The sequence below is a fragment of the Pedobacter segetis genome, from assembly GCF_016623585.1.
Lineage (GTDB): Bacteria > Bacteroidota > Bacteroidia > Sphingobacteriales > Sphingobacteriaceae > Pseudopedobacter > Pseudopedobacter segetis.
This window is the reverse complement of record NZ_JAEHFY010000001.1, coordinates 84,374-110,034: the sequence shown is the minus strand read 5'-3', so window position 1 is coordinate 110,034 and position 25,661 is coordinate 84,374. Positions and strand designations below refer to the sequence as shown.

The 25,661-nt window shown below is 37.2% G+C and carries 25 protein-coding genes and 1 tRNA gene; 12 read left to right on the top strand and 14 right to left on the bottom strand.

What is annotated here, in order from left to right:
* The first annotated feature begins 43 nt into the window (after window positions 1-43).
* The 6 genes from I5M32_RS00495 to I5M32_RS00470 all read left to right on the top strand — a co-directional run bounded on the left by I5M32_RS00495 (window position 44) and on the right by I5M32_RS00470 (window position 5,611).
* The gene (locus I5M32_RS00495) at window positions 44-754 is read left to right on the top strand and encodes a pirin family protein (RefSeq protein WP_200583796.1); all 711 of its coding nucleotides are present in this window, start codon (window positions 44-46) and stop codon (window positions 752-754) included.
* A gap of 133 nt (window positions 755-887) precedes the next feature.
* A complete protein-coding gene (locus I5M32_RS00490) occupies window positions 888-2,117 on the top strand; it encodes a M16 family metallopeptidase (protein ID WP_200583793.1) in 1,230 nt (409 codons plus the stop codon).
* A 5-nt stretch (window positions 2,118-2,122) separates the two neighbouring features.
* Window positions 2,123-2,683, top strand: a complete 561-nt coding sequence (gene hpt, locus I5M32_RS00485) for a hypoxanthine phosphoribosyltransferase (protein ID WP_200583790.1) — start codon at window positions 2,123-2,125, stop codon at window positions 2,681-2,683.
* 10 nt (window positions 2,684-2,693) lie between these two features.
* Window positions 2,694-3,845 (top strand): DNA polymerase III subunit, encoded by a 1,152-nt coding sequence (locus I5M32_RS00480; protein ID WP_200583787.1) that lies wholly within the window; start codon window positions 2,694-2,696, stop codon window positions 3,843-3,845.
* Window positions 3,846-3,848: 3 nt separating this feature from the next.
* Complete coding sequence (locus tag I5M32_RS00475; protein WP_200583784.1) at window positions 3,849-5,135, top strand: PSP1 domain-containing protein; 1,287 nt, start codon at window positions 3,849-3,851, stop codon at window positions 5,133-5,135.
* Window positions 5,135-5,611 (top strand): gliding motility lipoprotein GldH, encoded by a 477-nt coding sequence (locus I5M32_RS00470; RefSeq protein ID WP_200583781.1) that lies wholly within the window; start codon window positions 5,135-5,137, stop codon window positions 5,609-5,611. The genes I5M32_RS00475 and I5M32_RS00470 overlap by 1 nt, the downstream gene beginning before the upstream one ends.
* A gap of 531 nt (window positions 5,612-6,142) precedes the next feature.
* On the opposite strand, the gene I5M32_RS00465 is transcribed toward I5M32_RS00470, so the two are convergent.
* From I5M32_RS00465 to I5M32_RS00435, 7 genes are all read right to left on the bottom strand, one after another.
* Window positions 6,143-8,308, bottom strand: coding sequence for a S9 family peptidase (locus I5M32_RS00465; protein ID WP_200583779.1), 2,166 nt, complete (start codon window positions 8,306-8,308; stop codon window positions 6,143-6,145).
* An 8-nt stretch (window positions 8,309-8,316) separates the two neighbouring features.
* Window positions 8,317-8,571: a GxxExxY protein gene (locus I5M32_RS16955; protein ID WP_200584240.1), complete on the bottom strand. Its 255-nt coding sequence runs from the start codon at window positions 8,569-8,571 to the stop codon at window positions 8,317-8,319.
* A gap of 33 nt (window positions 8,572-8,604) precedes the next feature.
* Window positions 8,605-8,820 (bottom strand): GxxExxY protein, encoded by a 216-nt coding sequence (locus tag I5M32_RS00455; protein WP_200583776.1) that lies wholly within the window; start codon window positions 8,818-8,820, stop codon window positions 8,605-8,607.
* A gap of 94 nt (window positions 8,821-8,914) precedes the next feature.
* Window positions 8,915-9,217, bottom strand: a complete 303-nt coding sequence (locus tag I5M32_RS00450) for a helix-turn-helix domain-containing protein (RefSeq protein WP_200583773.1) — start codon at window positions 9,215-9,217, stop codon at window positions 8,915-8,917.
* A complete protein-coding gene (locus I5M32_RS16795; protein ID WP_200583770.1) occupies window positions 9,201-9,548 on the bottom strand; it encodes a type II toxin-antitoxin system RelE/ParE family toxin in 348 nt (115 codons plus the stop codon). Before I5M32_RS16795 ends, I5M32_RS00450 begins: the two co-directional genes overlap by 17 nt.
* Window positions 9,549-9,691: 143 nt before the next feature.
* Window positions 9,692-10,996: a M20/M25/M40 family metallo-hydrolase gene (locus I5M32_RS00440; RefSeq protein ID WP_200583768.1), complete on the bottom strand. Its 1,305-nt coding sequence runs from the start codon at window positions 10,994-10,996 to the stop codon at window positions 9,692-9,694.
* A 15-nt stretch (window positions 10,997-11,011) separates the two neighbouring features.
* Window positions 11,012-12,826, bottom strand: a complete 1,815-nt coding sequence (locus tag I5M32_RS00435) for a M61 family metallopeptidase (RefSeq protein WP_200583766.1) — start codon at window positions 12,824-12,826, stop codon at window positions 11,012-11,014.
* A 175-nt stretch (window positions 12,827-13,001) separates the two neighbouring features.
* Between I5M32_RS00435 and I5M32_RS00430 the strand changes: the two genes are divergently transcribed.
* From I5M32_RS00430 to I5M32_RS00410, 5 genes are all read left to right on the top strand, one after another.
* On the top strand, window positions 13,002-13,580 hold the full coding sequence (locus I5M32_RS00430; protein ID WP_200583764.1) for a thiamine pyrophosphokinase: 579 nt from the start codon (window positions 13,002-13,004) through the stop codon (window positions 13,578-13,580).
* Window positions 13,581-14,066, top strand: a complete 486-nt coding sequence (locus I5M32_RS00425; protein ID WP_200583762.1) for a GNAT family N-acetyltransferase — start codon at window positions 13,581-13,583, stop codon at window positions 14,064-14,066.
* 113 nt (window positions 14,067-14,179) lie between these two features.
* Entirely contained in the window at window positions 14,180-14,512 is a 333-nt protein-coding gene (locus tag I5M32_RS00420) for an ArsR/SmtB family transcription factor (protein WP_200583760.1), read from the top strand.
* A 14-nt stretch (window positions 14,513-14,526) separates the two neighbouring features.
* Window positions 14,527-14,973: a DUF6428 family protein gene (locus I5M32_RS00415; RefSeq protein ID WP_200583758.1), complete on the top strand. Its 447-nt coding sequence runs from the start codon at window positions 14,527-14,529 to the stop codon at window positions 14,971-14,973.
* Between the two features lie 167 nt (window positions 14,974-15,140).
* Window positions 15,141-15,554 (top strand): arsenate reductase ArsC, encoded by a 414-nt coding sequence (locus I5M32_RS00410; RefSeq protein WP_200583756.1) that lies wholly within the window; start codon window positions 15,141-15,143, stop codon window positions 15,552-15,554.
* 46 nt (window positions 15,555-15,600) lie between these two features.
* On the opposite strand, the gene ypfJ is transcribed toward I5M32_RS00410, so the two are convergent.
* From ypfJ to I5M32_RS00375, 7 genes are all read right to left on the bottom strand, one after another.
* Window positions 15,601-16,455, bottom strand: coding sequence for a KPN_02809 family neutral zinc metallopeptidase (gene ypfJ / locus I5M32_RS00405; RefSeq protein ID WP_200583753.1), 855 nt, complete (start codon window positions 16,453-16,455; stop codon window positions 15,601-15,603).
* Between the two features lie 100 nt (window positions 16,456-16,555).
* Window positions 16,556-17,251, bottom strand: coding sequence for a peptidoglycan DD-metalloendopeptidase family protein (locus I5M32_RS00400; RefSeq protein ID WP_200583750.1), 696 nt, complete (start codon window positions 17,249-17,251; stop codon window positions 16,556-16,558).
* An 11-nt stretch (window positions 17,252-17,262) separates the two neighbouring features.
* Window positions 17,263-17,628, bottom strand: coding sequence for a 30S ribosome-binding factor RbfA (gene rbfA / locus I5M32_RS00395; RefSeq protein WP_200583747.1), 366 nt, complete (start codon window positions 17,626-17,628; stop codon window positions 17,263-17,265).
* A gap of 88 nt (window positions 17,629-17,716) precedes the next feature.
* The gene (hflX, locus tag I5M32_RS00390) at window positions 17,717-18,919 is read right to left on the bottom strand and encodes a GTPase HflX (RefSeq protein WP_200583744.1); all 1,203 of its coding nucleotides are present in this window, start codon (window positions 18,917-18,919) and stop codon (window positions 17,717-17,719) included.
* A gap of 100 nt (window positions 18,920-19,019) precedes the next feature.
* Window positions 19,020-19,094 (bottom strand) — tRNA-Val (locus tag I5M32_RS00385).
* Between the two features lie 112 nt (window positions 19,095-19,206).
* Window positions 19,207-19,713, bottom strand: a complete 507-nt coding sequence (locus I5M32_RS00380) for a hypothetical protein (RefSeq protein WP_200583741.1) — start codon at window positions 19,711-19,713, stop codon at window positions 19,207-19,209.
* Window positions 19,714-19,857: 144 nt separating this feature from the next.
* Window positions 19,858-22,752, bottom strand: a complete 2,895-nt coding sequence (locus tag I5M32_RS00375; RefSeq protein ID WP_200583738.1) for a DEAD/DEAH box helicase — start codon at window positions 22,750-22,752, stop codon at window positions 19,858-19,860.
* 369 nt (window positions 22,753-23,121) lie between these two features.
* Between I5M32_RS00375 and I5M32_RS00370 the strand changes: the two genes are divergently transcribed.
* Entirely contained in the window at window positions 23,122-25,584 is a 2,463-nt protein-coding gene (locus I5M32_RS00370; RefSeq protein WP_200583735.1) for a glycosyltransferase family protein, read from the top strand.
* The last annotated feature ends 77 nt before the right edge of the window (window positions 25,585-25,661 follow it).

The following is a 25,661-nucleotide window of genomic DNA, read 5'->3' as shown; positions in this document are numbered from 1 at the left end:
ATTTGTGTGTTTAAACACGTATTATTTTTAAAATAAAGAAATTATGAAAACAATATTTCATCCTGCGAGTGAGCGAGGATTTGCTAGCAGGGGTTGGTTAAAAAGCTATCATTCATTTAGTTTTAGTCAGTATTACGATGAGAATAAAATGAACTTTGGCTTGCTAAGGGTTTTAAATGATGATTTTGTGGAAAAGGGTATGGGTTTTGGAACCCACGGGCATGATAATATGGAAATTGTGAGCATTCCGCTTTCTGGAGCCTTAAAACACAACGATAGTACCGGAAGAGAGAAAATCATTAATCAGGGAGATGTACAAATTATGTCTGCCGGCAGCGGAATACAGCATTCTGAAATAAACAACTCTAAAACAGATCCTGTGAAGTTCTTGCAAATCTGGATTATCCCCAAAGAACAAAATATAGAACCTAGGTATGAGCAAAAAACTTTTTCTGAAGAAGATAAAAAGAACAAATTTTTAACGGTTGTATCGCCAGAAAAAAACGGAAAAAGCATTTGGATTAACCAAGACGCTTATTTTTCTATGGCTAATTTAGACAAAGGGAAAGAAATAATTTATGATTTGAGAGATAAAGCGCATGGCGTATATGTTTTTGTTTTAGAGGGAGAAATAGAAGTGGCCGATAAAAACTTGAAGGACAGGGACGCAGTGGGGATTTATGAAATTGACAAATTAAATATCTTGGCCAAAGCAGATACGAAAGTTTTATTGATAGAAGTGCCAATGGGATAAAGATAATTTTTTTGCAACCGGGGTTTTACCGAAACCACATAAAGGGCTAAACTTGTTTTAGTCCTTTTTTTGTTAAAACAGGCATGAGCAGAAAACCCAGCGTTTAAAATTTCTATATTTGAAAATATTGAACATGGACCACCAACTTTATAGCCTAAAAAACGGTATTAGAATTATATTAAACCCTGTTAAATCTGCGGTTTCACATTGTTGTTTAATTATAAACGCAGGATCAAGAGACGAGGAAGCAGGAAGGCCGGGTTTGGCGCATTTTATAGAACACCTTTTTTTTAAACAGACCAAAAAAAGAAACACCAACCAGATTTTAAATAGGTTAGAAATTGTTGGTGGAGATTTAAACGCCTATACAACAAAAGAATACACCTGTTTGCAAGCCTCGTTTTTAGAGCCTCACTTAGAAAGAGCAATTGATTTGCTGCAAGACATTGCCTTTTTTTCCACTTTTCCATCAGAAGAAATGGGTAAAGAAAAAGACGTGATTTTAGACGAGATCGCCAGTTATGAAGACCAACCAGAGGAAGCTATAAATGATGATTTTGAATCCCTAATTTTTGCAGGCCATACTTTGGGAGAAAACATTTTGGGCACCCCAGAAACGGTAAAAGCGTTTGCTAGAAAAGATGTAACAGATTTTATAGCCCAAAACTACAATACCCACCAAATGATCTTTGCTGTTTCTGGCTCATACACTTTAACTAAGGTCGCCCGATTAGCAGAAAAATATTTTGGGATAATCCCAGAAAACACCCAAATAAAACAGAGAAACCCACCCCAAGAAATTAAGCCAATAAATATAATTCAAAAGAGGCCTATTAACCAAAGCCACTGTATGATCGGAACCAAAGCTTACGGTTTTCATCATCAAAACAAAACAGGGCTATTATTATTAAACAATCTTTTGGGCGGTACGGGAATGAGTTCAAGGTTAAACCTAGAGGTTAGGGAGAAACACGGCATCGCTTACACCATAGAATCTAATTATTCTCCCCTAAGCGATACCGGAATATTTTCTATTTATTTTGGGACAGATACTGAAAAAGTAGCCAAAGCCACAAAACTGGTACACAAAGAATTAAGAAAATTAAGGGAAAACAAACTAGGCGTTATCCAATTGGCACAAGCAAAACAAAGGTTTATTGGGCAAATTGCCTTGGGCGAAGAAAACAGAATGGGCGTTTTAATTTCTATGGCCAAAAGCTTGTTAGATTATGATAAGATAGATTCTTTAACCGAAGTTTTCAGAAAAATAAACAATGTTTCTAAAGATGATTTGATCAATATCGCTAACGATATTTTTAGTACGGATAAATTAAGTACATTGGTTTTTGAACCAGAAAATTGAAAAGGATGCACAATAAAATGACCATAGACGATAAAACCTTTGAACCTTTTATAGAATATAATATGATAGAGAAAAGGATTCGTTTGATCGGGATACAATTGAACCTAGAATATGAAAACAAAGTTCCGATTTTTGTGGGAGTACTTAATGGCGCATTAATGTTTATGGCAGATCTGCTTAAAGAAGTTAAAATAAGCTGCGAAACCTCATTTGTAAAGATTGCTTCTTATCATGGAGGCACAAGAAGCTCTGGTATATTAACCGAAGAATTGGCTTTGGCCATTGATATAAAAGGAAGGGACGTTATTATTGTAGAAGACATTGTAGATACCGGAAAAACGTTAAAATTCCTTATCGATAAACTAAAAGAAAAAGAACCCGCATCTATTAAAGTAGCAACATTACTGCTAAAGCCAGATGCACTAGAACACCAAATTGAAGAAATGGAATTTATAGGTTTTGAAATCGCTAATGATTTTGTAGTTGGCTTTGGGATGGACTATAAGGGTTTAGGCAGAAACACTTGCGACATTTATAGATTATGCCAACAAAAGCTGCCGGGATAATACAATTAAGATGCAATTTAAAGATACAGTAGGGCAAACAGGGGTTAAAAAACATCTTTTACAAACCGTTAAAGATGAAAGGATAAGCCATGCCCAATTGTTTTTAGGGCCAGAAGGAAGCGGAAGTTTAGCCTTGGCCGTGGCTTATGCCCAATATATTTGCTGTGAAAATAAAACCGAAGACGATTCTTGTGGCGAATGCGCTTCTTGTAGAAAATACAATAAATTGGTTCATCCAGATTTGCACTTTTCTTATCCGTTTTTTGCAAAGCATAAAGAAGATACCGCATTAACATTTATAGAAGAATGGCGAAAAGCATTTTTGAACAACTCTTATTTAGGTTTGGACGAATGGAGAAACCAGCTCAATGCAGAAAACAAACAAGCAAATATCAATATTGCCGAGGCGCACAACATTATTTCAAAATTAAGTTTAAAACCTTTCGAGTCTGAATATAAGGTGCTGATTTTGTGGCTACCAGAATATCTAGAAAAAGAAGGAAACGCTTTATTGAAGGTAATTGAAGAGCCTTCCCAAAAAACATTGTTTTTATTGGTTGCCCAAAACCAAGATCAAATTTTAAATACTATTATTTCTCGTACACAGTTGGTAAAAATCCCCAAACTAAAAAACGAAGAAATAGCAAATTATTTATCCGCACAAAAAAACATAAGCTTAGATCAAGCAAAGCAATTGGCATATTTAAGCAACGGAAATCTACAAACGGCATTGCAGCTTTTAACAACACAAGATAATGATTACCATGAGGTTTTCTTACTTTGGCTAAGGGCCTGTTGGCAAAATAACGGGTTAAAAATTGTAGAATATACCGAGGGCGATTTGGCGAAAATGGGCAGGGAAAACCAAAAGAATTTTTTGCGCTACGGCATTAGTTTAATGAGGGAATGTATGCTGTTTATTGCAGAAACCCCCGGCCTTATCCATTTGCCAGAAAGAGAGCTAGATTTTATCAGCAAATTTTCTGCAGTTTTGGATTTAGAAAAATCCGAGGCCATATCAAACGAATTGGAAAAAGCCATTTATCATATAGAAAGAAATGCAAACCCTAAAATATTATTTTTAGATGTATCTTTGATGTTAGTTAAAATTTTAAAGTTTAGTACGTTCCGCCACAAAGCGGACTCAAGCATATTATTATAGATTATGGGATGTGGAAGTTGTTCATCAGGCGGATGTGCGCCTGCGGGGTGTAAAAGTAACGGTTCTTGTTTAACCGATGGGGGCTGTAGCAAATTGGATGTTTATGATTGGTTGGCCGATATGGACCTGCCGATAAACTATAAACCCTTTCCTTATGTAGAGATACGGTTTAAAGGAGCGAGAAAAGATTTTTACAGAAACGAAGAAAATATTTACCTAGAAGCAGGCGAGCTAGTTGCGGTAGAAACAACTACTGGCGGTTATGATATTGGGCATGTTACCCTTACGGGCGAGTTGGTGCGTATGCAAATGAACCGTAAAAAAGTTACCGAAGAAAAAGCCCCCTTAAAAATTTATAGAAAAGCAACCCCACAAGATGTGGATAAATGGAAAAACGCCAAAGAACGGGAGTCTGAAACCATGCACAAAGCCAGGACGATTGCTTTAGAGCTAGGCTTGGCAATGAAACTGAGCGATGTAGAATACCAGGGCGATCGTTCGAAAGCAACATTTTATTATACCGCAGAAGGAAGGGTAGATTTTAGGGAACTCATCAAAAAACTAGCAGAAGCTTTTAGGGTAAGGATAGAGATGCGCCAAATAGGGATGCGCCAAGAAGCAAGCAGGTTAGGCGGAATAGGTTCTTGTGGACGCGAATTGTGTTGCAGCACTTGGTTAACAGATTTTAAAACCGTTTCTACCTCTGCCGCCAGGTACCAAAACCTTTCTTTAAATACCTTAAAACTAGCGGGGCAGTGCGGTAAATTAAAATGCTGTTTAAATTACGAGCTAGACACTTATATGGATGCGTTAAAAACCATCCCCAACAATGCCGATAGATTAAAAACAGAAAAAGGCGAAGCAAGACTCCAAAAAACCGATATATTTAAACAAATCATGTGGTTTACATATTTTGGAGAAGATAATACCTGGATCCCTTTGGATGTAAACAGGGTAAAGGAAATCCAAGAGATGAACAAAAGAGGGGAAAAACCCGATGATTTGCGTAATCTCGCATTGGTAATGGAAGAGCTAAAAGCAACAGAAAAGGCGTTTGATTATGAAAACGTTGTTGGGCAAGATAGTTTAACCCGTTTAGATGAAAGGGCTAGAAAAAGCAAAAACAACAATAAAAACAAAGCCAGAAACAAAACGGATAAAACACCTAACCAATCGGTGAAAGCGGGTGGGGTGGCACAGGCAAAACCGAATAATCCGAACCAAAAGGACAATAAAAACAGGAACAAGAAACGAAGGAACAACAACAATCAAAAGCCTAGTCAAGATTAATGAAAGCCAAAAACTATTTCTTTATTTCTTTTTTGATAATTATAGGTTTACAAGCTTGTAACGATAAAGCATTAATAGATACTTTTGATCATATTCCGAATGAAAATTGGACCTATATAAAACCGATTAAAGCAACGGTTAACATTACAGATAGCAAAAAAAAATATAATATTTACGTAAACTTTAGGCACACGGCAGATTATAAATATTCTAATATTTGGTTAAGGTTCCATTTAATAGGGCCGCAACTAAAAGACGAACCCCTCCGCCAAGAATTTCAATTGGCCCTGCCAGATGGCGAATGGTTGGGAAACGGCTCAGGAAATTTGTATAGCTATCAATTGATCTATAAAGAAAACTATAAATTCCCTACCAACGGAAAATATACCATTATTGTAGAACAAAACATGAGAGATAACCCTTTAAAAGCGGTTAGCGATGCCGGCATAAGGGTTGTTGTTGCAGATAAAAAGTAAACACCTTAAGCACAAAGCCGCCTAAAAAGCAAAACCCAAAGTCTTAGAACTTTTATAAAAGATTCAAATTTTTATTGTTATACCCCAGCATAAAATACAAGCCGAACAAAAGTAAACCGATTAGTTTTTTGCTAATTGACACCAAGTAACCCAACTTAATTGTAAATTTACCAAAATTGTCTAGGCAAAATTTTCAACAAGACGAAAGAAACATTTGGAAAATATATATAGCTCATAAATCTTTATTTTCTGGCGTTTTGACACCCTTTCCACTATATTTTTTGTCTTATCCTTCCACCCCCTCTTCTACTTCGCTCAGACCGACAACAGACCGATAAAGGGCAGTATGAAAAAAACCCGAACTGACAGGACAAAATACGGGATGCCGCTTTGTACCAAAAGTATCTCATCACAACAATCGTTAAACTTTCCACAAAACTCAAAAAATCACATTTAATCAATATAAGAAACTTTTGATTATCGAACTAAGCTTATTATATGTTTAAACAAACTTAGTTCGATAGCCAAGAACTACCTCCCTCCCGGCGGGCAGTTCTCTTTCAAAAATTTGGTATAGGTAGAGGCTAAATGCCTGCTTGTACCGGCTCCCTCAGAAATAGAGTGTGTCCTGTTTGGGTAACTCATCATCTGGAAAGTTTTATTGTATTTTATCAATTGATTAATCATTTGTTCTGCATTGTTATAATGCACATTATCGTCTCCGGTACCATGCACCAACAATAAATTTCCCTGCAAATATTTAGCATGAGCCAAGGGCGAGTTATCTACAAAATAATGTTTGTCTTCTGGCAACAAACCCATATAGCGTTCTTGATAAATGTTATCGTAATTTAATTGATTATCAACAGCGGCAATAGAAATACCTGTTTGGTAAACATCGGGATATTGCATCAATAAATTTAAAGTAGAAGAACCGCCGCCGCTCCAGCCCCAAACGGCAATCCTGCTTTTATCTACATAGCTCCATTTTAAAATTTCTTTTGCCGCCAACGCTTGGTCTTTGATGTTGATGTCCCCAATTCTATGGTAAATAGATTTACGCCATTCCCTGCCCTTTGGCGCAGGCGCACCACGCCCTTCAACAGATATGTAGATATAGCCGTCATCAGCCATGTTGCCATCATATAACCTGTTAAAACCTGCTCCAAAGCGATCTACAACGGTTTGTGATGCCGGCTCGCCATATACATAAAAAACCACCGGATATTTCTTTGTAGAATCAAAGTTGGTTGGTTTTATCATCCAACCATCCATTTGTGTGCCTTCAGAAGTGGTAACCTTAAAAAACTCTACTTTTGGAATGGGATAGTTTTTGGCCATCGGGTTTTCTTCTCCTCCGCTTAATCTTTTATGTGCGGGTAAAGACACAACATCAGAAACCGGGAAGGTTGTTGCGCTTGAATAATTGTGGAAAGCCAACTTTCCGTTTGGAGAAATATCATAACTGTGGGTTCCGCTTTCGTTAGCCGGGGTTAAACGGATTGCCTTCCCCCCTTTAAGTGGCACCCAATACAAATACTTTTGGGTCGCGTTGCTCGGCGAAGCCATAAAATAAACATTGCCCGCTTTTTCATCTACCAAACTCAATTCAATAGCGTCATAATTTCCCGGCGTTAACAGGGTTTCTTTACCATCTAAACCGATGGCATAAATATGTCTCCAGCCGTCTTTTTCGCTCATCCAAATAAATTTCTTTCCTCCATCGATCCATGTCCAACCGGTGGCATCGGCTTTTGCATCAACCCATGCTTTATCCGTTTCGCTGTAAACGGTTCTGCTTGTATTTGGCACAACGTTAACCAATATAATTTTACTCTCGTTTTGTCTTCTGTTTAATTGTTGCAAGATCAATTGTTTAGAATTATTGGCCCATTCCATTCTTGGGATATAATGTTGTACGGCATCGCCCGGAACGTTCATCCATTTTGTTTGTGCCGTAGCAACATCAACAACCCCAATTTTGCAAGAACTTGGATCTTGGCCAACCACCGGATACTCTACCGGAACGGTAAAAGGATAAAGAGAATCCGTAGTGTTCAACATTAAATAATTTTTGATTTTTCGGGCATCAATTTGCCAATATGCAATAGATTTACTGTCTGGAGACCACCTAAAGCCATCTCTGCAATCAAACTCTTCTTCATAAACCCAATCAAAAGTGCCGTTGATCAAACGCAAAGTACCGTCGTTGGTTAAAGCCTTTGTTTCGCCCGTTTCTAAATCCTCTACATAAATATTATGCTCGCTTACATAAGCCACTTTTTTTGCATCGGGAGAAAATTTTGCGAACATTAAAGAGGAAGCGGGCTTGTCTTTTCCTATCTGCTTTAACGTTTTGTTTTGCAAATCATAAACCCAAGAATCGCCACGGGTATCATAACGCCAAACTTTTTTGGTGTTGGTATTGATCAAAACTTTCTGGTTTCCATCGGCGAAAGCAAACCTTACTACATCTAAAGCCTTCTCTCCTTTAGGGGTAAGCATTTCTTTGGATATAATAATGGTTGATTTGGAGTTGTCAGAGGCGTTTTTAGAAACTATTTCGCCATTCTCTACCTCCATGATATTGTTGCCATCTAAAGACCAATAAGTGCCTTGCCCCCATTGTGCAAAAGCAGAAGAGCTGATGCAGATGAATAATAAAACGAGTAGTTTTTGTTTGATGTTATTTTTCATGTTGTTTGTTATAAACCATTTACTTTTCTAAATATTCCTTCTGTTATATTATCAATATTAAAGCTGACCAATATTCCTAATTTCATTTCTGTTAGTTTTAGGTAAGTTAAAATTTGTTTATGATGAACCTTTGTTAATGTTTCTACTGATTTCTCTTCAATAATTACCTTGTTTTCTACCAAAACATCAAGCCGATAACCTGTATCTAAAACTTCTCCCTCATAATAAACCGGAAAAGCAACTTCAGTTTTTACCCAAAAGATTTTCTTTCAATTATTCATAACGAAGCTATAAACTTATACATTCTCTAATAAGCCGGGATCAAGATTATAATAAACATTGAAAATTGCCCTTCTTATTTTATAGGAAATCTCGTCTTCTGTCATGATTATAACATCAAGTTTTTCGCCCACAGATTTAGAATGATTGACGAAGGGTTTTTTCTTGCTATCTTGTTTCTGCGCTAATCGTTTTGAAAATTTGTACAGAGATGGCATTGCTTGCAGAACCATTTTCGCACCGTACTAAATAAATAACTGATGAATTAACGTAAACCACCGTCAGCCTTTTTTGAACAAATTTGCTGTTATAGGGCTTTCTTCTTTTTTAAAGTTTGATTGAAAGTTCTAATTGGCCACCAAAACCAAGTTCAACAATTTTTTGAAGTGTAGAAATACGAGCTTCTTTGATGTTGTTTTCAATTTTTGAAATATAAGATTTGGTCGTTCCTACTTTTTCAGCAAGTTGTTCTTGGGTCATTCCCATTTCAAGTCGAGTGGCATGAATCAAAGCACCGATTTTGAAATTTTCATAACCAGCTTCAAGTTCGTCACGTTCGGCTGTGCCACTTTTTCCATAATTTTTTTCTTTAAACTCTTCAAGAGTCATGATGCTATTTTTCGCTTTCATATTCTGCTTTTATTTTAAGTGCCCTTTCAATTTCCTGTTTCGGTGCCTTTTGTGTTTTCTTTTGAAAACCGTGGGCTAAAACAATTAATTTACCTTTGTCGAAGAAACAAAAAATGCGAAAAATGTCGCTCCCTGCCTGAACTCTGATTTCATAGAGCCCGTCTGTATTTTCGAGGTGTTTTAAATATGTTTCAGGAACTCTCTGTAAATCTTCAATCAAATCAAAAGTCCAAACAATCTTTGCTTTCACTTTCTTTGATTGTTTGTCAAAAAATTCTTGGAAGTAATTCCTGAAAAAGACAATCTTTCTATGTTTCTGATTTTGTCCCACGAAAACAAAGATAAACAAAGTTTACCTAAAGTGAAACAATTCAATCGGTGATTTACGCCGTTCCGTTCGGTCAAAATGCCCTATAACATTAAGATTTGCGGGATAAATGTTTGTTTGTTTGTTATTCTCAACTAGAAACAACCTTACTTTACCCCACTAACCCTTGTTGGCGTATCTTTTCCATCCACAATAGAAGTAGAGCTTATTGCTATTGCTTTAATTATTTCGGTAATATTTCCCACATCCAAAGTTTCAAACTCATCATCTACAGAATGGTATAATTTATCGGTATCAATCTGATCAGAAGAAATGGTATGCGCAGGAACGCCCAGCCTTGCCAATGTAGCATTATCGGATCTGTAAAAAAGATTTTGTGCCGGATAAGGATCTGGGTAAAATTTAAAACCTGTTCCTTCTAAATTTCTCTGTAATATTTTTCCGAAATCAGAACGCTCATAACCCGTAATAAAAGCGTTGTTTTTACCAAATTTAGATTCCTTACCGATCATTTCGATGTTAAACATTGCCACCGTTTGATTAGGGTTTAGTTGCTTAGAGAAATATTGAGAGCCATAACCGCCAATTTCTTCTGCGGTAAATGCAACAAAAACAAGGGTTCGCTCATTATCGTTTTTCTTAGAGAAATATTTCGCCAATTCTATTACCGCGGTTGTTCCGCTTGCATCATCATCAGCACCGTTGGCAATAGAATCTTGGTTTACCGCCTTTATAATCCCTAAATGATCATAATGGCCGCTAAAAACCACGTACTCATTTGGTCTAGATTTTCCCGGTAGTACCCCAACCACATTAAACAGCGGAATACTGCTAACGGTGTTTGTGAAACGGGCTTTTATGGTTTTAACCTCTTGGTTACCCAAAACAAATAACTTTGAAGCAGATTTACTAGAACCTACCCTCATCCCTCCCCTGCTTAAAAAAGCCTTAACCCTTTTAAAATAAGCGGCTTCAGAGGGGTCAACCAGAATTATCAAGTTTTCATCGTTTTGTAAATAACCTTGAGATTTAACCAGAAAATTATCGTCTTTACCTATATGCTCTATTTTAGGTAATGACTCCCACGCCAATTCTTTTTCTGTAGATGAGAGCGCATAATCTTCGGGATCAATTTCTTTACCGTTGATAAATAGCTCGCCACTAGAGAACTTGCTTTGTACCAATTCAAAGTTTTGGCGATACGTGTTTAAACCATCAAAATATTTAAGGCCGGCACCCTTAAATTCTGAAGCTATAAAATCAGCCGCTTTGGCGATCTGTTCGGGCTTCATCGAGTTTCGGCCCATCATTTCATCCGCAGAAAGCGTTTTAATAATTCTACCGACATCTGTTTGTGAAATTTCTGGTACGGTTATTTTGTTTTGTGCCGCACAAGATTGAAATATGCTGATGCAAGTAATGGCAAAGGTTAAATTTTTAATAATGTTCATGTTTTTTGGTTTGTTTTATTGCTTATTCCCCATCCAATTTTCTCTAAACGCAGTAATTTCTGGTGTAACGGCCATGCCCGCTTTCTCAAAACTTATTACTTCTAAATTAGGGTCGTTTAAAAAGGTAAGCGATGTTTCATGTATTTTCCCGTCTCTCTCAAAAGTTACTTTTACTTTGGTGCCAGCCGTGGCTTTTAAAAAAGACGGCATAATTTTTAACCCAGATATGGCAATATCGTTAAATTTAAGAAGGGTATCGCCAGCATCTAAACCTGCTAAATATAACGGACTTCCTTTTATTGCGGGCGATGTAATTACAATTTTACCATCTTTTTCAATCAATCTTTCATTTCCGATCCATGATGATGCCGTGTTGCTCCTTTTTAATAAATACCCAGCTTTGGCGAGTAATGTTTTATAATCGGCTTTTTCTGTTCCATAAATGTAGCTTAGAAAGAATTTCTTCGCAAAATCTTGGCTTTCTGTTAATTCTGCCAAAGTTTGCTGCAGATCTTCTAAGCTATAAGCAATTTCTGTTTTACCATATTTTACCCAAACCGCCCTCATGTAATCATCTAATGTTTTGCCAAATTGCTCCCTTAAGGTTAAATCTAGCGCCAAAGCGGTAATATCGCCATAGATGTAATACGAACTGAATATATTTGGATAATTGGTTTGATCTACGGCTACGCCAGCATCTACAAAAACGGCTCTTTGGCTCATAAATATTGGCGAATAGGTGTTTGCCCCGGGAGAATTTAAAACAGCATTTAAATACGCACCTTGGGTTTCTACAAACTCATCAGAAGATTTTATGTTTGCCCTTTTCAAAATCAAATTGCCATAATACTGGGTAAAACCTTCTGCAAACCAAAGGGCATCGCTCATGTTTGCTTTCTCAAAATTAAATGGCTCTAGGGTTTTAGGTCTCATTCGCTCTACGTTCCAGCTATGAAAATATTCATGGGCAACAGTGCTTAAAACCCCGTATTCAGAAGTTTCTAAGTTTTCGCCTTCTTTGGTGATGATGGTAGAATTTCTATGTTCCATGCCGTCCCCATCATTACTTGGCAAAACATCGATCAGAAATTTATATTCCCCATGATCATATTTGGGCAGGTCTCCGTAAACAGCCCGCTCCTGGTTAACGATGTTCTTTACCTTGCTTTCAAAATCATTTAAAGTAGAATCAGAGCCGGCACCATGATATACGATACTTATTTTCTGCTTAAGCCCGTCTTTATTCTCAACTTCCCAACTCTTTAAAGTGTAATTAGAAATTTCTACGGGGCTATCCATAAAATATTGAAGGTTTGGAGCATAATAAAGCCCATTTTTTAGTGTTAATTGCGTTGCGATTTTAAAATTATCCGGAACAATAAATTTTATCGACAGGGTATCTGTTTGTAAAGCGGGCGCCCACATAAAAGTTGCCGGCATATTTAGGTGAAAATGTTTGGTGTCTATTGCTGTATAGGTGCCGTCAACCAAATTCCCAAATAAGGTATAATTTATTTTTAAGGAGGATTGATGCTCTGGGACCTCGTAAACATCGCCTTCTACCTGGTTTATTTGTATCTCTTTTCCGTCAGAATTATAGGCATGAACATCGTAGATGTTTTTACCAAACTCATGTGTGGCGTACCTGCCTGGCGAAGAGCGGCTCATCCGAACCAAAAATTTCCCATTGGGTACTTTAGCGATATTCATACTGATGTTTGCTTCGTGATGGGCTGCATTTTCAAAAGAAACAGTATATTGAATTCTGCTTTGTGCTTTTAGGAATGTTACGAAGCCAAGAAATATAAGAAACGTAAATATTTTTTTCATTTAATACCGTGATTTTAAGGAATGAAATTTAGAAAAAAATATTCATAAACAGAACATCGTTTTATTGAGGCCGTGAATTGCCTTTATTAGAATTATACTTGCGACAAGAATGCGCCTAAACCTAAAACCAACTTGTTCTTTCTCCAAAATATTTAATTTAGCAAGAAAAAACAGAATGTCTAGCCATCATATTGTAAGGGAAAAGCAAGAACCCGCATTGATTATCATCAATTTAGCGGGATTTGAGCTAGAAAATCTGGGGCAGCTGTTGGAGTGGTCGCCAATGGTTTTGGTTGCCGAAGATATAGCGGAAGAAGTTTTATCACTAGGTATAAAAATCGATGTTGTTCTATCGGCGAAAGCCAAAACCAACAGGCCGGCACAAGAGCACACCAAATTTTTAGCGGTTGAAAATAGCGCATTAGCAACCGCAATGGATTTTCTGTTAAACGAAGGATTTCCGTCTGTAAATATTATCACAAAAAACTTTTCTACAGAAAATTTTTCGGCGTACCTGCAGGGGATAGACATAGTTGTTTTTAATAACGATAAAAAGATATACCCGATAAAATCTGGTTTCAATAAATGGAAAGCAGCGGGAGAGAAAGTGGTTTTGATGAACCACGAACCGATTGAAGGATTTTCTTTTGTAGGGTTAAAGGAAGTTGACGATAAGGTTTTTAAAACAGAAAAGAACGGGTTTTTTAGTTTTTCTTTTGATAAAGAAAGCATTTTTATAGCAGAAGAAATATAAATGAAAATTATTACCGCAGATTTAAGGCACTTAGAAACCATACATCGCATAGCTAAAGAAACTTGGCCAATAGCCTACAAAAATGTTATTTCTGATGAACAGATTGATTTTATGCTTTCAAAGATGTACAGTATTTTGGCTTTAGAGCAGCAAATGGAAGAAGGGCATGTTTTTGTTCTTTTAAAAACCAAAAACAGCAACATTGGGTTTGCATCTTATTCTAAAGACGCTAAAAGCAACGGCTATAAGCTCCAGAAACTATATTTACACCCAAAGGCACAAGGTAAAGGAGCGGGAAAAACTTTGATCGAGGAGGTGGAAAAACGCGTAAAGGATTTAGGAGCCGAATATTTGTACTTGAATGTTAACAGGGGGAACAAGGCCTATGGCTTTTACAAAAAGATGGGCTATGATGTTTTTGAGGAAATCGATATTCCGTATTACAGTTTTATCTTAGACGATTATATAATGCGTAAAAAGCTTTAAAACAGTAATCTAAATTAACAAGAGCGGCTTTCTAAAGGATTAATCACAAAAATGAAAATCAAACCTTCAAAACCCAAATAAATATCGTAATATTGCAATATTATATTTTTACGATGGGGGCAACCAAAACAGAGCATTATACAGATTTACAAAATAAGTTGGCGGTTCTTGCGAAGGCGTTGGGCCACCCGGCAAGAATTGCGATTTTAGATTATCTGCTAAAAGTTGAAACCTGTATTTGTGGCGATATTGTGAATGAATTGCCCTTGGCGCAACCTACCATTTCGCAGCATTTAAAAGAGTTAAAGAACGCCAACCTTATAAAAGGGAGTGTTGAGGGAAATGCGATTTGTTATTGTATTAATGAGGATGCTTTAAACCTTTTGCAAAACTATTTTATGATGATCTCTGAAAAAACGAAAAACAAGAAATCTAATTGTTGTTAAATTAAAACGAAAACATGAAACTATCAGCTATAAAAAAGATTTTATCAAATTTAGAAAAGGTAAGCTTTAGGCTAGAAAACGGCGCTAATGTCCCAGATCATTTTCACGTAACAGAAGTTGGGATGGTTACAAAAAACTTTATTGATTGTGGCGGTACGGTTAGAAGCGAAAAGACAATCAACTTTCAGCTGTGGAATGCCAATGATTTTGATCACAGATTGAAGCCCATAAAACTATTGGACATCATTAAACTTTCTGAAGAAAAATTGGGGCTAGAAGATCTGGAAATCGAAGTAGAATATCAATCGGGAACGATTGGGAAATACGATTTAGGGTTTATCAATAACGTTTTTGTGTTGATCAACAAACAAACGGATTGTTTGGCAAAAGACAATTGTGGCATCCCCACAGAAAAAACTCCACAAAAAACTTCCTGTACGCCCGGAGGGGGTTGTTGTTAACCCTAAAAGCATTATGCCTAAACAATTTATCATCAAATACAAAAGAGCGATAGTGATAACTGGCTCAATAACCGTTTTGCAATTGATCTGGGGTTTTGACCCCAAGTTTTGTTTCATAAATTTGATTTGGCTATTGGTTTAACTTTGATAGAGATAAAAAACCCAACATGAAAAAAATATTGGTGCTTTGTACCGGAAACAGTTGCAGAAGCCAAATTGCGGAAGGCTATTTAAGGAGTTTTTTGGGAGAAAAAGCAACTATTTATAGTGCCGGTGTTGAAACCCATGGAGTAAACCCAAGAGCGGTTTTAACAATGAAAGAAGACGGGGTCGATATTTCAAACCAGACATCGAACAATATTGACGAATATTTTGATATTGATTTCGATTTTATAATTACGGTTTGTGACCATGCTAAAGAACGTTGCCCGTTTTTTCCAAGCAACGCAAAAAAGCATCATTATAATTTCCCAGATCCCGCAAAAGCGCAAGGATCAGAAGCAGAAATTATGGAACGGTTTAAAGCGGTAAGGGAGTTGATTAAAAATTACTGCAAAAATTTTGTGGCAGAAAACCTGTAAAAACCTGGGGGTTGGTGTTTAAAAAGGGTTTATGTAAAATCCTTAGTTATATCCCAGAAAAAGTATCTCCTTGGCTTAGGTCTCCTGTTTCATAGCCTTTCATAAACCATTTCATCCTTTGTTTGGATGTGCCGTGGGTAAAAGCATCCGGTACAATTTTTCCTTGGGTTTTTTGTTGGATGGCATCATCGCCAACTGCTTTTGCCGCACTCAATGCCTCTTCAATATCGCCATCATCTAAATATTGCTTGTCATAATGCGCAAAAACACCGGCGTAAAAATCGGCCTGCAACTCTAATGCAACAGAAAGTTTATTGGCCTTGGTTTCGCTTTTACCTTGTTGCGCCCTTTGGACCCAGTTTGATGTTCCCAATAGGTTTTGAATATGGTGCCCAACTTCATGCGCCAAAACATAGGCGGTCGCAAAATCGCCACCTTTAGCGCCAAACCGGGTTTTAAGTTCTTGCATAAAACCAAGATCAATGTAAACTTTTGCATCGCCCGGGCAATAAAAAGGGCCAACCGAAGATGAAGCACCGCCACAAGCCGTTTGTACACCATCGTTAAACAATACTAATGTTGGTTTTTGATATGTTTTATCCTGTTTCCTAAAAAGTTCTCCCCAAACATCTTCAGTATCTGCAAAAACGGTAGCTATAAAAGCACCTTGTTGCTTTTCTTCTTTAGTGAGTTCCCTTTGCCCAGTGCCATTGGTGGTTTGCCCTTGCTCAATTTGCTGTTGTAGCTGGTTTAAAACCTTAGCGCTATCGCCGCCAACAAACACTTGTATCAACAAAAAAATTACCCCTATTATTCCACCTCCGGTAATAAGCTTTCCTCCGGTCGTCATCCCTCTTCTATCCTCAACATTATCGCTTTGGCGCCTGCCCATCCATTTCATAAGCTTGTTTTTTTAAATGCAATTTAACAAATTGTTTGCTATCTAATAATATTAAGGCATAATGGTTTTTTCGTAGAAAGATTTACCGAATGGCGCCGGGTTAAAAACCCAAAATAATATTAGGATCAGGGATTTTAGAAAGCCATTGTTCTTTTTCTGATAATTTACCAACGCCGGGGTAATCGCCTTCTCGTCCTTCCATATCACAAATCAACTGGAAATGAAGGTGCGCCGGCCAGTTCCCGTTATCAAGGGCGTTTCCAAAATCGCAAAACTGCGTCCCCTTTTTTATTTCATCGTTTTTGGCGATATAATTAAGATTATCTAGGCTTAAATGGCCATACAAACTGTAAAAAACGGATCCTTCGATTTGGTGCTCTAAAATAATGGTTGCACCATAATCCCCGAAATTATTGTTAAAAGAGAAGCTATGTATTTTGGCATCCATAAAAGCATAGATAGGAGAATTTACCGCTCCCCAAATATCTACGCCCAAATGTAAGCGGCGGGGTTCTTCTTGGCCAGTTTTTCCAAAATGTTCGCTTCTGGCGTAAACGGTTCGGTTTTCCATGTAGCCACCAATGCCAAATTTTGCATTATTACCCACTAGCAAACTATCGATATAATCACTAAAAAGATGAATATCATTGATTATCTCTGTTGTTAAGGAGCGGTTTTTTTGAGTAAAATCCAGCTCGATGAGATGTTCACTGCCCTTATCAAAATCTACGGTTTTGCCAAAATCATTTTGATGTTTTTTTAATAACGAATTGATTATTTGGGCGTTAGAATACATTCTCAAAAGAATTATTTCGTTTCGTCTTCATCATGATTGATGCTGGTAAAAATCTGGTCCATCCTTTCTACATAATCGCTGGTATCGTCTAAAAAGAACTCTAATTGTGGGATTCCTTTAACCTGGTCTTTGATCCTTTTGCCCAAATTATACCTTATTTCTGATGTTTGCGCTTTTATGGTATTGATCGCCAATTGCTGATCTGGCGTATTAAAAAAGCTTAAATACACCCGGGCAATCCCTAAATCTGGCGTTGCCCTTACTTTGGTTACCGTGATCATGGTGTTGGGTAAAATAGAAGCTGCGCCCCTTTGAAAGTATTCGCCCAAATCTTTTTGTATTACCCTTGCAAATTTTTGTTGTCTTTTAGATTCCATGTTTTTATTAGTATCAAGATTTAAGTGTCAAGTATCAAGAAAAAAACGCAATTATCATGCTTCTAAAATCTTGATGCTTGCTTCTTTTCTAGTATAAAAAATTGTTGAAAGGATAAATTTGTTGGTTTACGGCTTTCACTCTTTCATAGATCAAATCCCTAAATTCATCTATATTTTCTTTTTCCATTGCCGAAATAAATACGGCAGGGCTGTTGTTTTTGCCCATCCAACTGTTTTTAAAATCGGCCAATGTCATGGTTGGTTTTTCTTCGTTTTCTACTTCCCAATCCTGCTCAACTTCTATCTCATGGTAGTTATCAATTTTATTAAAAACCATGATCATTTCTTTATCGATAGCACCTAGATCTTTAAGGGTTTCATTTACTGTACGGATATGGTCCTCAAAATTTGGATGTGAAATATCTACCACGTGGATTAAAATATCCGCCTCCCTTACCTCGTCTAAGGTAGATTTAAAACACTCTACCAAATGATGCGGCAGTTTTCTGATGAAGCCAACCGTATCAGAGAGCAGAAAAGGCACATTTTCTAAAACCACCTTTCTAACCGTGGTATCTAAAGTGGCAAACAGTTTATTCTCTGCAAAAACATCAGATTTGGAGAGCATATTCATGATAGTAGATTTACCAACGTTGGTATAGCCCACCAAGGCAACCCTTACTAATTCTTTCCGGTTTTTTCGCTGGGTTTCGTTTTGTTTGTCAATTGAGGCAAGCCTTTCTTTTAGCAGAGATATTTTTTGTTGGATGATCCTTCTATCGCTTTCTATTTGTGTTTCACCTGGCCCACGCATTCCGATACCCCCTTTTTGTCGTTCTAAGTGGGTCCACATACGGGTTAAACGAGGCAGTAAATATTGTAGTTGCGCTAATTCTACTTGGGTTTTGGCTTGCGCCGATTGTGCCCTTTTAGCAAAAATATCCAGGATAAGATTGCTTCTATCCAGCACTTTTACATTTAACTCTTTTTCTATGTTACGTAATTGCATCGGCGAAAGCTCATCATCAAACACAACAATGTCTATTTCTTCTGCTTTTACGTAATGTTTAATTTCTTCTAATTTACCTGTGCCCACAAAGGTTGCCCTTTCTGGTTTTTGCATTTTTTGGGTAAATGTTTTTTCGGTGATCCCTCCGGCCGTTTCTACTAAAAAAGCAAGCTCATCAAGGTATTCTTTCTCTTGTTCTTCGGTGGTTCCCGAAGTGATCAAACCCACCAAAACAATACGTTCTGGTTTTACTTCGGTCTCATAAATCTTATTCTTTGGCATTAATCTCTCCTTATGTTTTCAAAGATACAATAAGCTTACCATTTACAAACCTGGGGAAAAGTATGTAAACAAAAAAAGCCGACTTTTTAGTCGGCTTTTGTGGGAGATACTGGGTTCGAACCAGTGACCCCCTGCTTGTAAGGCAGGTGCTCTGAACCAGCTGAGCTAATCTCCCTTATCAACTAAAGAACAATGTTCTCAATTGGGATTGCAAAAGTAGAATTAAAATGGTTATTTCCAAATTTTAATTCAAATTATTTTAGTAAAAGACGCTTTTTCAAGAAAATTTATTTCCCTTTCTTACAAACCAACCGCTCTTTTAAATTTATTTGATGACGCAAGCCGGTGAGCAAGCTGGTAAGTAGCAAAGTAGAGTCTTGATGATCGTTAATTATAAAATCCTCGATGTATTTACCGGTACGGTAGCAAGATGTTTCTGCTTTGTATTTAAAATCTTGGTTAACAAAATTGCCGTTTAGTTTTAGCGTATCTGCAGAAATGCTATAATTCCCTTTGGCGTATTCTTCCCATTCTTTAGCATCGTAACAAGAACCGCCTTGCAAATTTACGCTAGAATAAGAATGTAAAGTGAGGTAAAAAGAGTCGCAAGTGAAAGTAAATTTATGTTTTTGATAAGTTACCAATTGGTTTTTGTTTTCCACGGAATCCTCGGCCCATTTTCCCTGTAAAAACTTTAATCCTTGTGATGGCGGTTTTTGGTTGAAACTGCAGCTGCCAATTAAGGTGTAAACAAAAAGCATTAAAATAAAACGTATAGGGTTTTTAAAAGTCATTTTTTTGATTGTTTTAGAACGGGTGGCCTTTTCTAATATTAATGCAAATCTAAAATGATTTTAATGCTATTGGTTTATAATTTTAGATAAATCGAGTTTGTTTTCTCTGTGGAAAAACCATGCTCTGTGGTTATATCTTAGATGCTACGCCAAAATTTCTTTAATATCATCTGCAGAAAGCGATTTAATAAAACTTTCTTCGGTAGTGATCAAACTTTTAGCCACCCGCAGTTTTTTGTTTTGAAGTGCCAAGATCTTCTCTTCCACGGTATCTTTTGTAATAAATTTATAGATGAAAACATTTTTTGTTTGCCCAATGCGGTGCGTTCTGTCTATTGCCTGCTGCTCTACGGCGGGGTTCCACCAAGGGTCTAGGATAAAAACATAATCTGCTTCGGTTAGGTTTAAACCTACGCCACCGGCTTTGATAGAAATCAAGAAAATTTGTATGTCATTTTCTGTTTTAAACTCTTCCACAACTTTTCCCCTGTTGGTTGTGGAGCCGTCTAAGTAAGAATACCTGATGTTGTTTTCATCAAAATATTTTCGGTATAGATCCAATTGTTTCACAAATTGAGAGAAAATCAAAACCTTATGCCCTGCCTCTACTACGCTCTCTAATTTATGGGTAACATCTTCAAATTTCCCCGAATCGCCTTCGTATTCATCATCAACCATGTACGGATGGTTGGCTATCTGGCGCAATTTGGTTAAACCTTGCAGCATTTGTATGGGCGATTGTTTATACTCGCCGGTTTCTAAACCTTTCAAAAGCTCGTTGCGGTATTCAGATTTTACCTTTTCGTAAACATCGGCCTGGGCCAAAGTCATTTCGCTATAAAACAGGTTTTCTGTTTTTGGGGGCAGCTCTGTTGCCACTTGCTCTTTGGTGCGGCGCATCACAAAAGGTTTGATCAAAACCTGTAATTTCAAAGCTTTTTCATCGTCTTTTTTCTTTTCTATGGGTTGCACAAAATCGGTTTGAAAAAACGCTTGCGAACCTAAAAGGCCGGGGTTTATAAAAGACATTTGTGTCCATAGATCATTAACCGTGTTTTCTACGGGTGTGCCAGATAATATCAGCTTATGTTTAGATTTTAATTGCTTAACCGCTTTAAACGATTTGGAAGAAGGGTTTTTTATATTTTGGCTTTCGTCTAAGATAATGTAATGGAAATACATTTTACTTAACAGATCAGCATCCACACGGGTAATGCCATAGGTGGTAATCACTACATCATAGGGCTCAAAAACAGAAAGGTCTTTATCCCTAAATGTGCCCGTGTGCGTATAAATTTTAAGGTTTGGGGTAAATGCTTTTGCTTCGTTGATCCAATTATAGATTAATGAGGTGGGCATAATTATTAAAGAGGTGGTGTGTATGCCCTGTTCTTGTTGTTCTTCTTTGCATTTTTGCAAAAGGGCCAACGTTTGTACCGTTTTCCCCAAGCCCATATCATCTGCCAAACACCCCCCAAAATGGTACCGTTGTAAAAAATGAAACCAATCATAACCGGCCTTTTGGTAGGGGCGCAATACTCCTTTAAAATGAACGGGTGATGGTATCTCATCAATATTATCGAAATCAGAAAGCTTTTGTAGTTTTCTATCCATGGTGATGGTTGCCAGGTCGCTATTGGCAAAATCATACACTAAACCAACATGAAGCTTTTTTAAGCGCAATTGATCCACACCTTCAGAAAAACTTAATAAATTGCCGTATTGCGAAAACCATTTTTCTGGGATAATGGCAATCTCGCCGTTTGGCAAAGTAAATTCTCTTTTTTTATTGAGGATGTGGTTTTTTAATTGGATGAACGGAATTTTATAAACCCCAAATTGTACCATGGCCTCAATATCAAACCAATCGTTTTTTTCGTTTATTTCTAGGTCTATCTTACTACTACCTATTACGTATTTTTTTGCGCTGGTATCTTGCTCAAAAATAAAACCCCGCTCAATTAGCTCATCGTGGTTTTCACTAATAAAATCGAAAATAGAGAAAGACCTATCTACATCTTCTGAATTATTGGCAACCTCTAAATGCACAAAAAGGGAGCTGTTGCTTTTTAAGCCCATGTCAAAAAGCTCTTCCAATTTCTTTTTCTCCCAATTTAAAGACCTGCGGATGCGATGAAAAAAATATTCGTCTTCATGTTTTTCCATCCTTACGGTAACGGCTAGATCGCCACCCGCCGGAAAGGTATAATTGCCATATTTAAAAAACAATTGCAGTTCTGATATTCCGCCGCTAACATAAACCACTTTTAAAATGGGCTGGGCAACATATTTTTCTGTGTGGATGGTAAAACCCTCTGCATAAACGTGATATTTTTCTATTAACGGAGAAACGAATTTTGAAAAATAGGTGGCTTCTGATGATTTTGGGATAGAAATATATCTTTTGTTTAGAAAAGGCTGAAGTTTTTTGCCCTCCAGGTCTTGCTCAAAATCGTAAAGAACATCATCCAATAATAAATAAGCCGGGTAATTGATGATAACTTGCGCATCTTTAAACATAAAATCTATGCGATTATCCAAATATTTTATGGTAGGGAAATAGCGTGTTTCGGTTTCGTTTCTTCTAAAATGAAACAAAACAGTTGCGGGCTCATCGGCAAAATGAATGCGCTTTTCTACCGGCCAACCCTCTTTGCTCATCATATAAAGCTCTTTTCCTTTTAAAAGCTTTAAGGCCTCGGCCAATTTTTTTTCTATTTTGGGCCTAATGGTATCGTAAGATTTATCATCCCAATTTTTAGTGAAAAACTCGGTTGCCCTTATGGCTTTTTTGAAATGCTTTTTGATGATATGGTCCTGTTCTACTTCTTCTAAAAGCTTGATCAGTTTTTGATCGGCGGCATCCATAAAACCATAAAATTCTGATGCCGTACTGGTAAACAGCCGTTGGTAGGTTAAAGAAAAATCGCCATCTGGGTTTAGTTGAACGATATGGGGTTCAATCAAATACCCAAGGTATTCATGCTTTGCCAAAGAATAAACCAGCTTGCAGGGTTTATCGGTTACAACTCTTAACATCGTTATGGGAAGAAAATTTTGAGAATTTAGGGGCTTAAGAGGTAGAAAAAATTTAAAAATAAGAAGAGAATTTGATAAAAGGAAGTAAAAACGAATAATAATTTCTTAATGGATAAAACCGACCGATTTATATTGCGTAAATCATAATTTTAAACCATTTATTATAAAAAAGTGTTAAAAAACACGTTTAAAATTGTTTGTTTTTTGTTGAAAACACAATGCTTTTTATTTTGAGTTTTTAAGGGTTAAAACAGCCAAAAATGCGGTTAAGGCAGAAATTTGAAAGCGGATAATAAATGTTATGATATTACATTTCATTTCAATGAGTATATTTCTATTTTTGATGCTCACTAATTTAATCATAAAAGAATGAACAATTGGTTTAAAAGAAATGGTATCCATTTGGGTATGATCGTGTTTTTTATGGTATTGTGCTTTGTGTATTTCACGCCTGCTTTCCAAGGAAAAGTACTGATGCAGGGCGATGTGCAAAGGGCCGCCGCCACACAAAGCGAGATCATGAAATACAAGGCAGAGGATGGCAAAGCCCCTTTGTGGACCAATAGTATGTTTGGTGGGATGCCAACTTATCAGATTTGGTTAAAATACCCTAAGAACATCACTACCCATGTAATAGATGTTTTAAACGCCACTTTCCCCAACCCGGTAAATACCGTCTTGATATATTTATTGGCAACCTATTTTCTATTGATCGTTTTGGGAATGAGTCCTTGGCTAGCCGCCGTTGGAGCCGTTGCTTTTGGGTTTTCATCCTATAACTTTATCTTTTTAGAAGCTGGCCACAGTAACCAAGCAATGGCCATCGCATTTTTTCCGGCTATTTTAGGGGGTATAATCCTTACCTTAAGAGGCAGATATTGGCTAGGTACTGCGCTCACCGCTTTTTTTATCGCCATGGAAATACGCTCTAACCACATCCAAATGACGTACTACCTGTTTATCGCCTTGCTGATATTAATGGGTATTGAGTTTTATAGCGCTTATAAAGATAAAACATTGGCCACAGTTGGGAAATCTTTAGGCTTTTTGGTGGCGGCCGTTATATTGGGAGTTGCGGTTAATGCCGGTTCTTTATGGACAACCTACGAATACGGCCAATACAGCACCCGTGGTAAATCAAACATCACCACAGATAGTGCCCAACCAAATAATGGTTTAGATAAAGATTATGCTTTTCAATGGAGCCAGGGCGTGGGCGAAACCATGACTTTGCTAATCCCAAATGCTTATGGCGGTGCCTCGCAACCAACTTTAGACGAAAAATCTGATGTAGCAAAAGCAATTATGGCCAAGGGTGCAGATGCGCAACAAGCCGCGGGTTTTGCACAGCAAATGCCGGTATATTGGGGGCCAAAACCTTTTACATCCGGCCCTTGGTATTTTGGTGCTTTTGTTCTGTTCCTCTTTATTTTTGGTTTGTTTATCGTAAAAGGGAAATTAAAATGGTGGCTGTTGAGCGCAACCCTATTAAGCATTTTACTGGCTTTTGGTAAAAACTTTTCTTTACTGTCTGATTTGTTTTTTAATTATTTCCCGCTGTATAACAAATTTAGATCTGTAGAATTTAATTTGGTTATTGCCAGTTTGTGTATGCCAATTTTAGCCTGTATGGCTGTTTTTGAAGCAACTAAGCCCACTGTAGATGTAAAAGAGGTTATCAAAAAATTAAAAACAAGCGCCTACATTGTATTGGGTTTATTAGTGGTGTTAATTGCTTTACCAACCTTACTGTTTTCGTTTAAAGCAGACAACCACCAAGATTTTTTAAACCAATTAAACCAAGTTGCCGGCGGCGATGCTAGTTTTGGCGCATCTATATCAAAAGCTTTGATCGATGATCGTATCTCTCTTTTTAGAGCGGATGCTTTTAGGTCTTTAATTTTTATTGTTTTGGGGATAGGTGCTTTATGGGCACTGATCAATAAAAAAATAACCAAACCGTTGGGCCTAATTATAATCGGCGTGATTATTTTGGTTGATTTATGGTCGGTAGATAAACGTTATTTAAACGACACCAAATTTGTCTCTAAATCTGTAATGAGCCAACAAATACAAAAGCGACCGGTTGATGATTTTATTTTAAGGGACACCGACCCAGATTATAGGGTTTTTGATACCACTATCCCTACTTTTCAAAGTGCAGATGCCACTGCTTTCCATAAAACTATTGGCGGTTACCATGCCGCAAAATTAAAGCGTTTTCAAGAGGTTATTGATAAACAATTTACCGGCAGCACCAACCAAGATGTGTTGGATATGCTGAACACCAAATATTTCATTACACCCGGTAAAGATGCTCAATCTGCTTCTATGCAGGCAAACCCAACGGCCTGCGGCCATGCTTGGTTTGTGCAAAGCATACAATATGCAAAAGATAATGATCAAGAGATGCAGGCCATTAGTTCTTTTGATCCCAAAAAAGAAGCGATAGTTAATAAAGAGTTTGAGCCATTGTTGAAAGATAAAAACGTGGGCGTACCTACTAACGGAATCATTAAATTAACCAGTTACCACCCAGATTTATTAAAATACGATTACAGTACTGATAAAGAGGCGGTTGCGGTTTTCTCTGAGATTTGGTACCCCCAAGGATGGAAGCTATATGTTGATGGAGAGGAAATGCCATATTTTAGGGCAGATTATTTGCTAAGAGCGGCCGTTTTACCTAGCGGAAATCATAAAATTGAATGGAAATTTGAACCACGGTCATATTTTTTTGGAGAAAATATTTCTTTATTTGGATCTATTCTTTTATCTTTAATTCTAGCTTACGCACTCTATCGCGAATTAGCTACTAAGCGACCAGCTTAAACTAACCAGTATAAAGGAAAATCCCGATTCAAAAAGATCGGGATTTTCTGCGTTTAAAAGGGTTTTAAAGCGAATTT

What these genes read in the sequence shown, in the direction of transcription:
- I5M32_RS00495 (WP_200583796.1), top strand. Translation starts at nt 44, where the DNA reads ATGAAAACAATATTTCATCCTGCGAGTGAGCGAGGATTTGCTAGCAGG.
- I5M32_RS00490 (WP_200583793.1), top strand. Translation starts at nt 888, where the DNA reads ATGGACCACCAACTTTATAGCCTAAAAAACGGTATTAGAATTATATTA.
- hpt (WP_200583790.1), top strand. Translation starts at nt 2,123, where the DNA reads ATGCACAATAAAATGACCATAGACGATAAAACCTTTGAACCTTTTATA.
- I5M32_RS00480 (WP_200583787.1), top strand. Translation starts at nt 2,694, where the DNA reads ATGCAATTTAAAGATACAGTAGGGCAAACAGGGGTTAAAAAACATCTT.
- I5M32_RS00475 (WP_200583784.1), top strand. Translation starts at nt 3,849, where the DNA reads ATGGGATGTGGAAGTTGTTCATCAGGCGGATGTGCGCCTGCGGGGTGT.
- I5M32_RS00470 (WP_200583781.1), top strand. Translation starts at nt 5,135, where the DNA reads ATGAAAGCCAAAAACTATTTCTTTATTTCTTTTTTGATAATTATAGGT.
- I5M32_RS00465 (WP_200583779.1), bottom strand. Translation starts at nt 8,308, where the DNA reads ATGAAAAATAACATCAAACAAAAACTACTCGTTTTATTATTCATCTGC.
- I5M32_RS00455 (WP_200583776.1), bottom strand. Translation starts at nt 8,820, where the DNA reads ATGGTTCTGCAAGCAATGCCATCTCTGTACAAATTTTCAAAACGATTA.
- I5M32_RS00450 (WP_200583773.1), bottom strand. Translation starts at nt 9,217, where the DNA reads ATGAAAGCGAAAAATAGCATCATGACTCTTGAAGAGTTTAAAGAAAAA.
- I5M32_RS00440 (WP_200583768.1), bottom strand. Translation starts at nt 10,996, where the DNA reads ATGAACATTATTAAAAATTTAACCTTTGCCATTACTTGCATCAGCATA.
- I5M32_RS00435 (WP_200583766.1), bottom strand. Translation starts at nt 12,826, where the DNA reads ATGAAAAAAATATTTACGTTTCTTATATTTCTTGGCTTCGTAACATTC.
- I5M32_RS00430 (WP_200583764.1), top strand. Translation starts at nt 13,002, where the DNA reads ATGTCTAGCCATCATATTGTAAGGGAAAAGCAAGAACCCGCATTGATT.
- I5M32_RS00425 (WP_200583762.1), top strand. Translation starts at nt 13,581, where the DNA reads ATGAAAATTATTACCGCAGATTTAAGGCACTTAGAAACCATACATCGC.
- I5M32_RS00420 (WP_200583760.1), top strand. Translation starts at nt 14,180, where the DNA reads ATGGGGGCAACCAAAACAGAGCATTATACAGATTTACAAAATAAGTTG.
- I5M32_RS00415 (WP_200583758.1), top strand. Translation starts at nt 14,527, where the DNA reads ATGAAACTATCAGCTATAAAAAAGATTTTATCAAATTTAGAAAAGGTA.
- I5M32_RS00410 (WP_200583756.1), top strand. Translation starts at nt 15,141, where the DNA reads ATGAAAAAAATATTGGTGCTTTGTACCGGAAACAGTTGCAGAAGCCAA.
- ypfJ (WP_200583753.1), bottom strand. Translation starts at nt 16,455, where the DNA reads ATGAAATGGATGGGCAGGCGCCAAAGCGATAATGTTGAGGATAGAAGA.
- I5M32_RS00400 (WP_200583750.1), bottom strand. Translation starts at nt 17,251, where the DNA reads ATGTATTCTAACGCCCAAATAATCAATTCGTTATTAAAAAAACATCAA.
- rbfA (WP_200583747.1), bottom strand. Translation starts at nt 17,628, where the DNA reads ATGGAATCTAAAAGACAACAAAAATTTGCAAGGGTAATACAAAAAGAT.
- hflX (WP_200583744.1), bottom strand. Translation starts at nt 18,919, where the DNA reads ATGCCAAAGAATAAGATTTATGAGACCGAAGTAAAACCAGAACGTATT.
- I5M32_RS00380 (WP_200583741.1), bottom strand. Translation starts at nt 19,713, where the DNA reads ATGACTTTTAAAAACCCTATACGTTTTATTTTAATGCTTTTTGTTTAC.
- I5M32_RS00375 (WP_200583738.1), bottom strand. Translation starts at nt 22,752, where the DNA reads ATGTTAAGAGTTGTAACCGATAAACCCTGCAAGCTGGTTTATTCTTTG.
- I5M32_RS00370 (WP_200583735.1), top strand. Translation starts at nt 23,122, where the DNA reads ATGAACAATTGGTTTAAAAGAAATGGTATCCATTTGGGTATGATCGTG.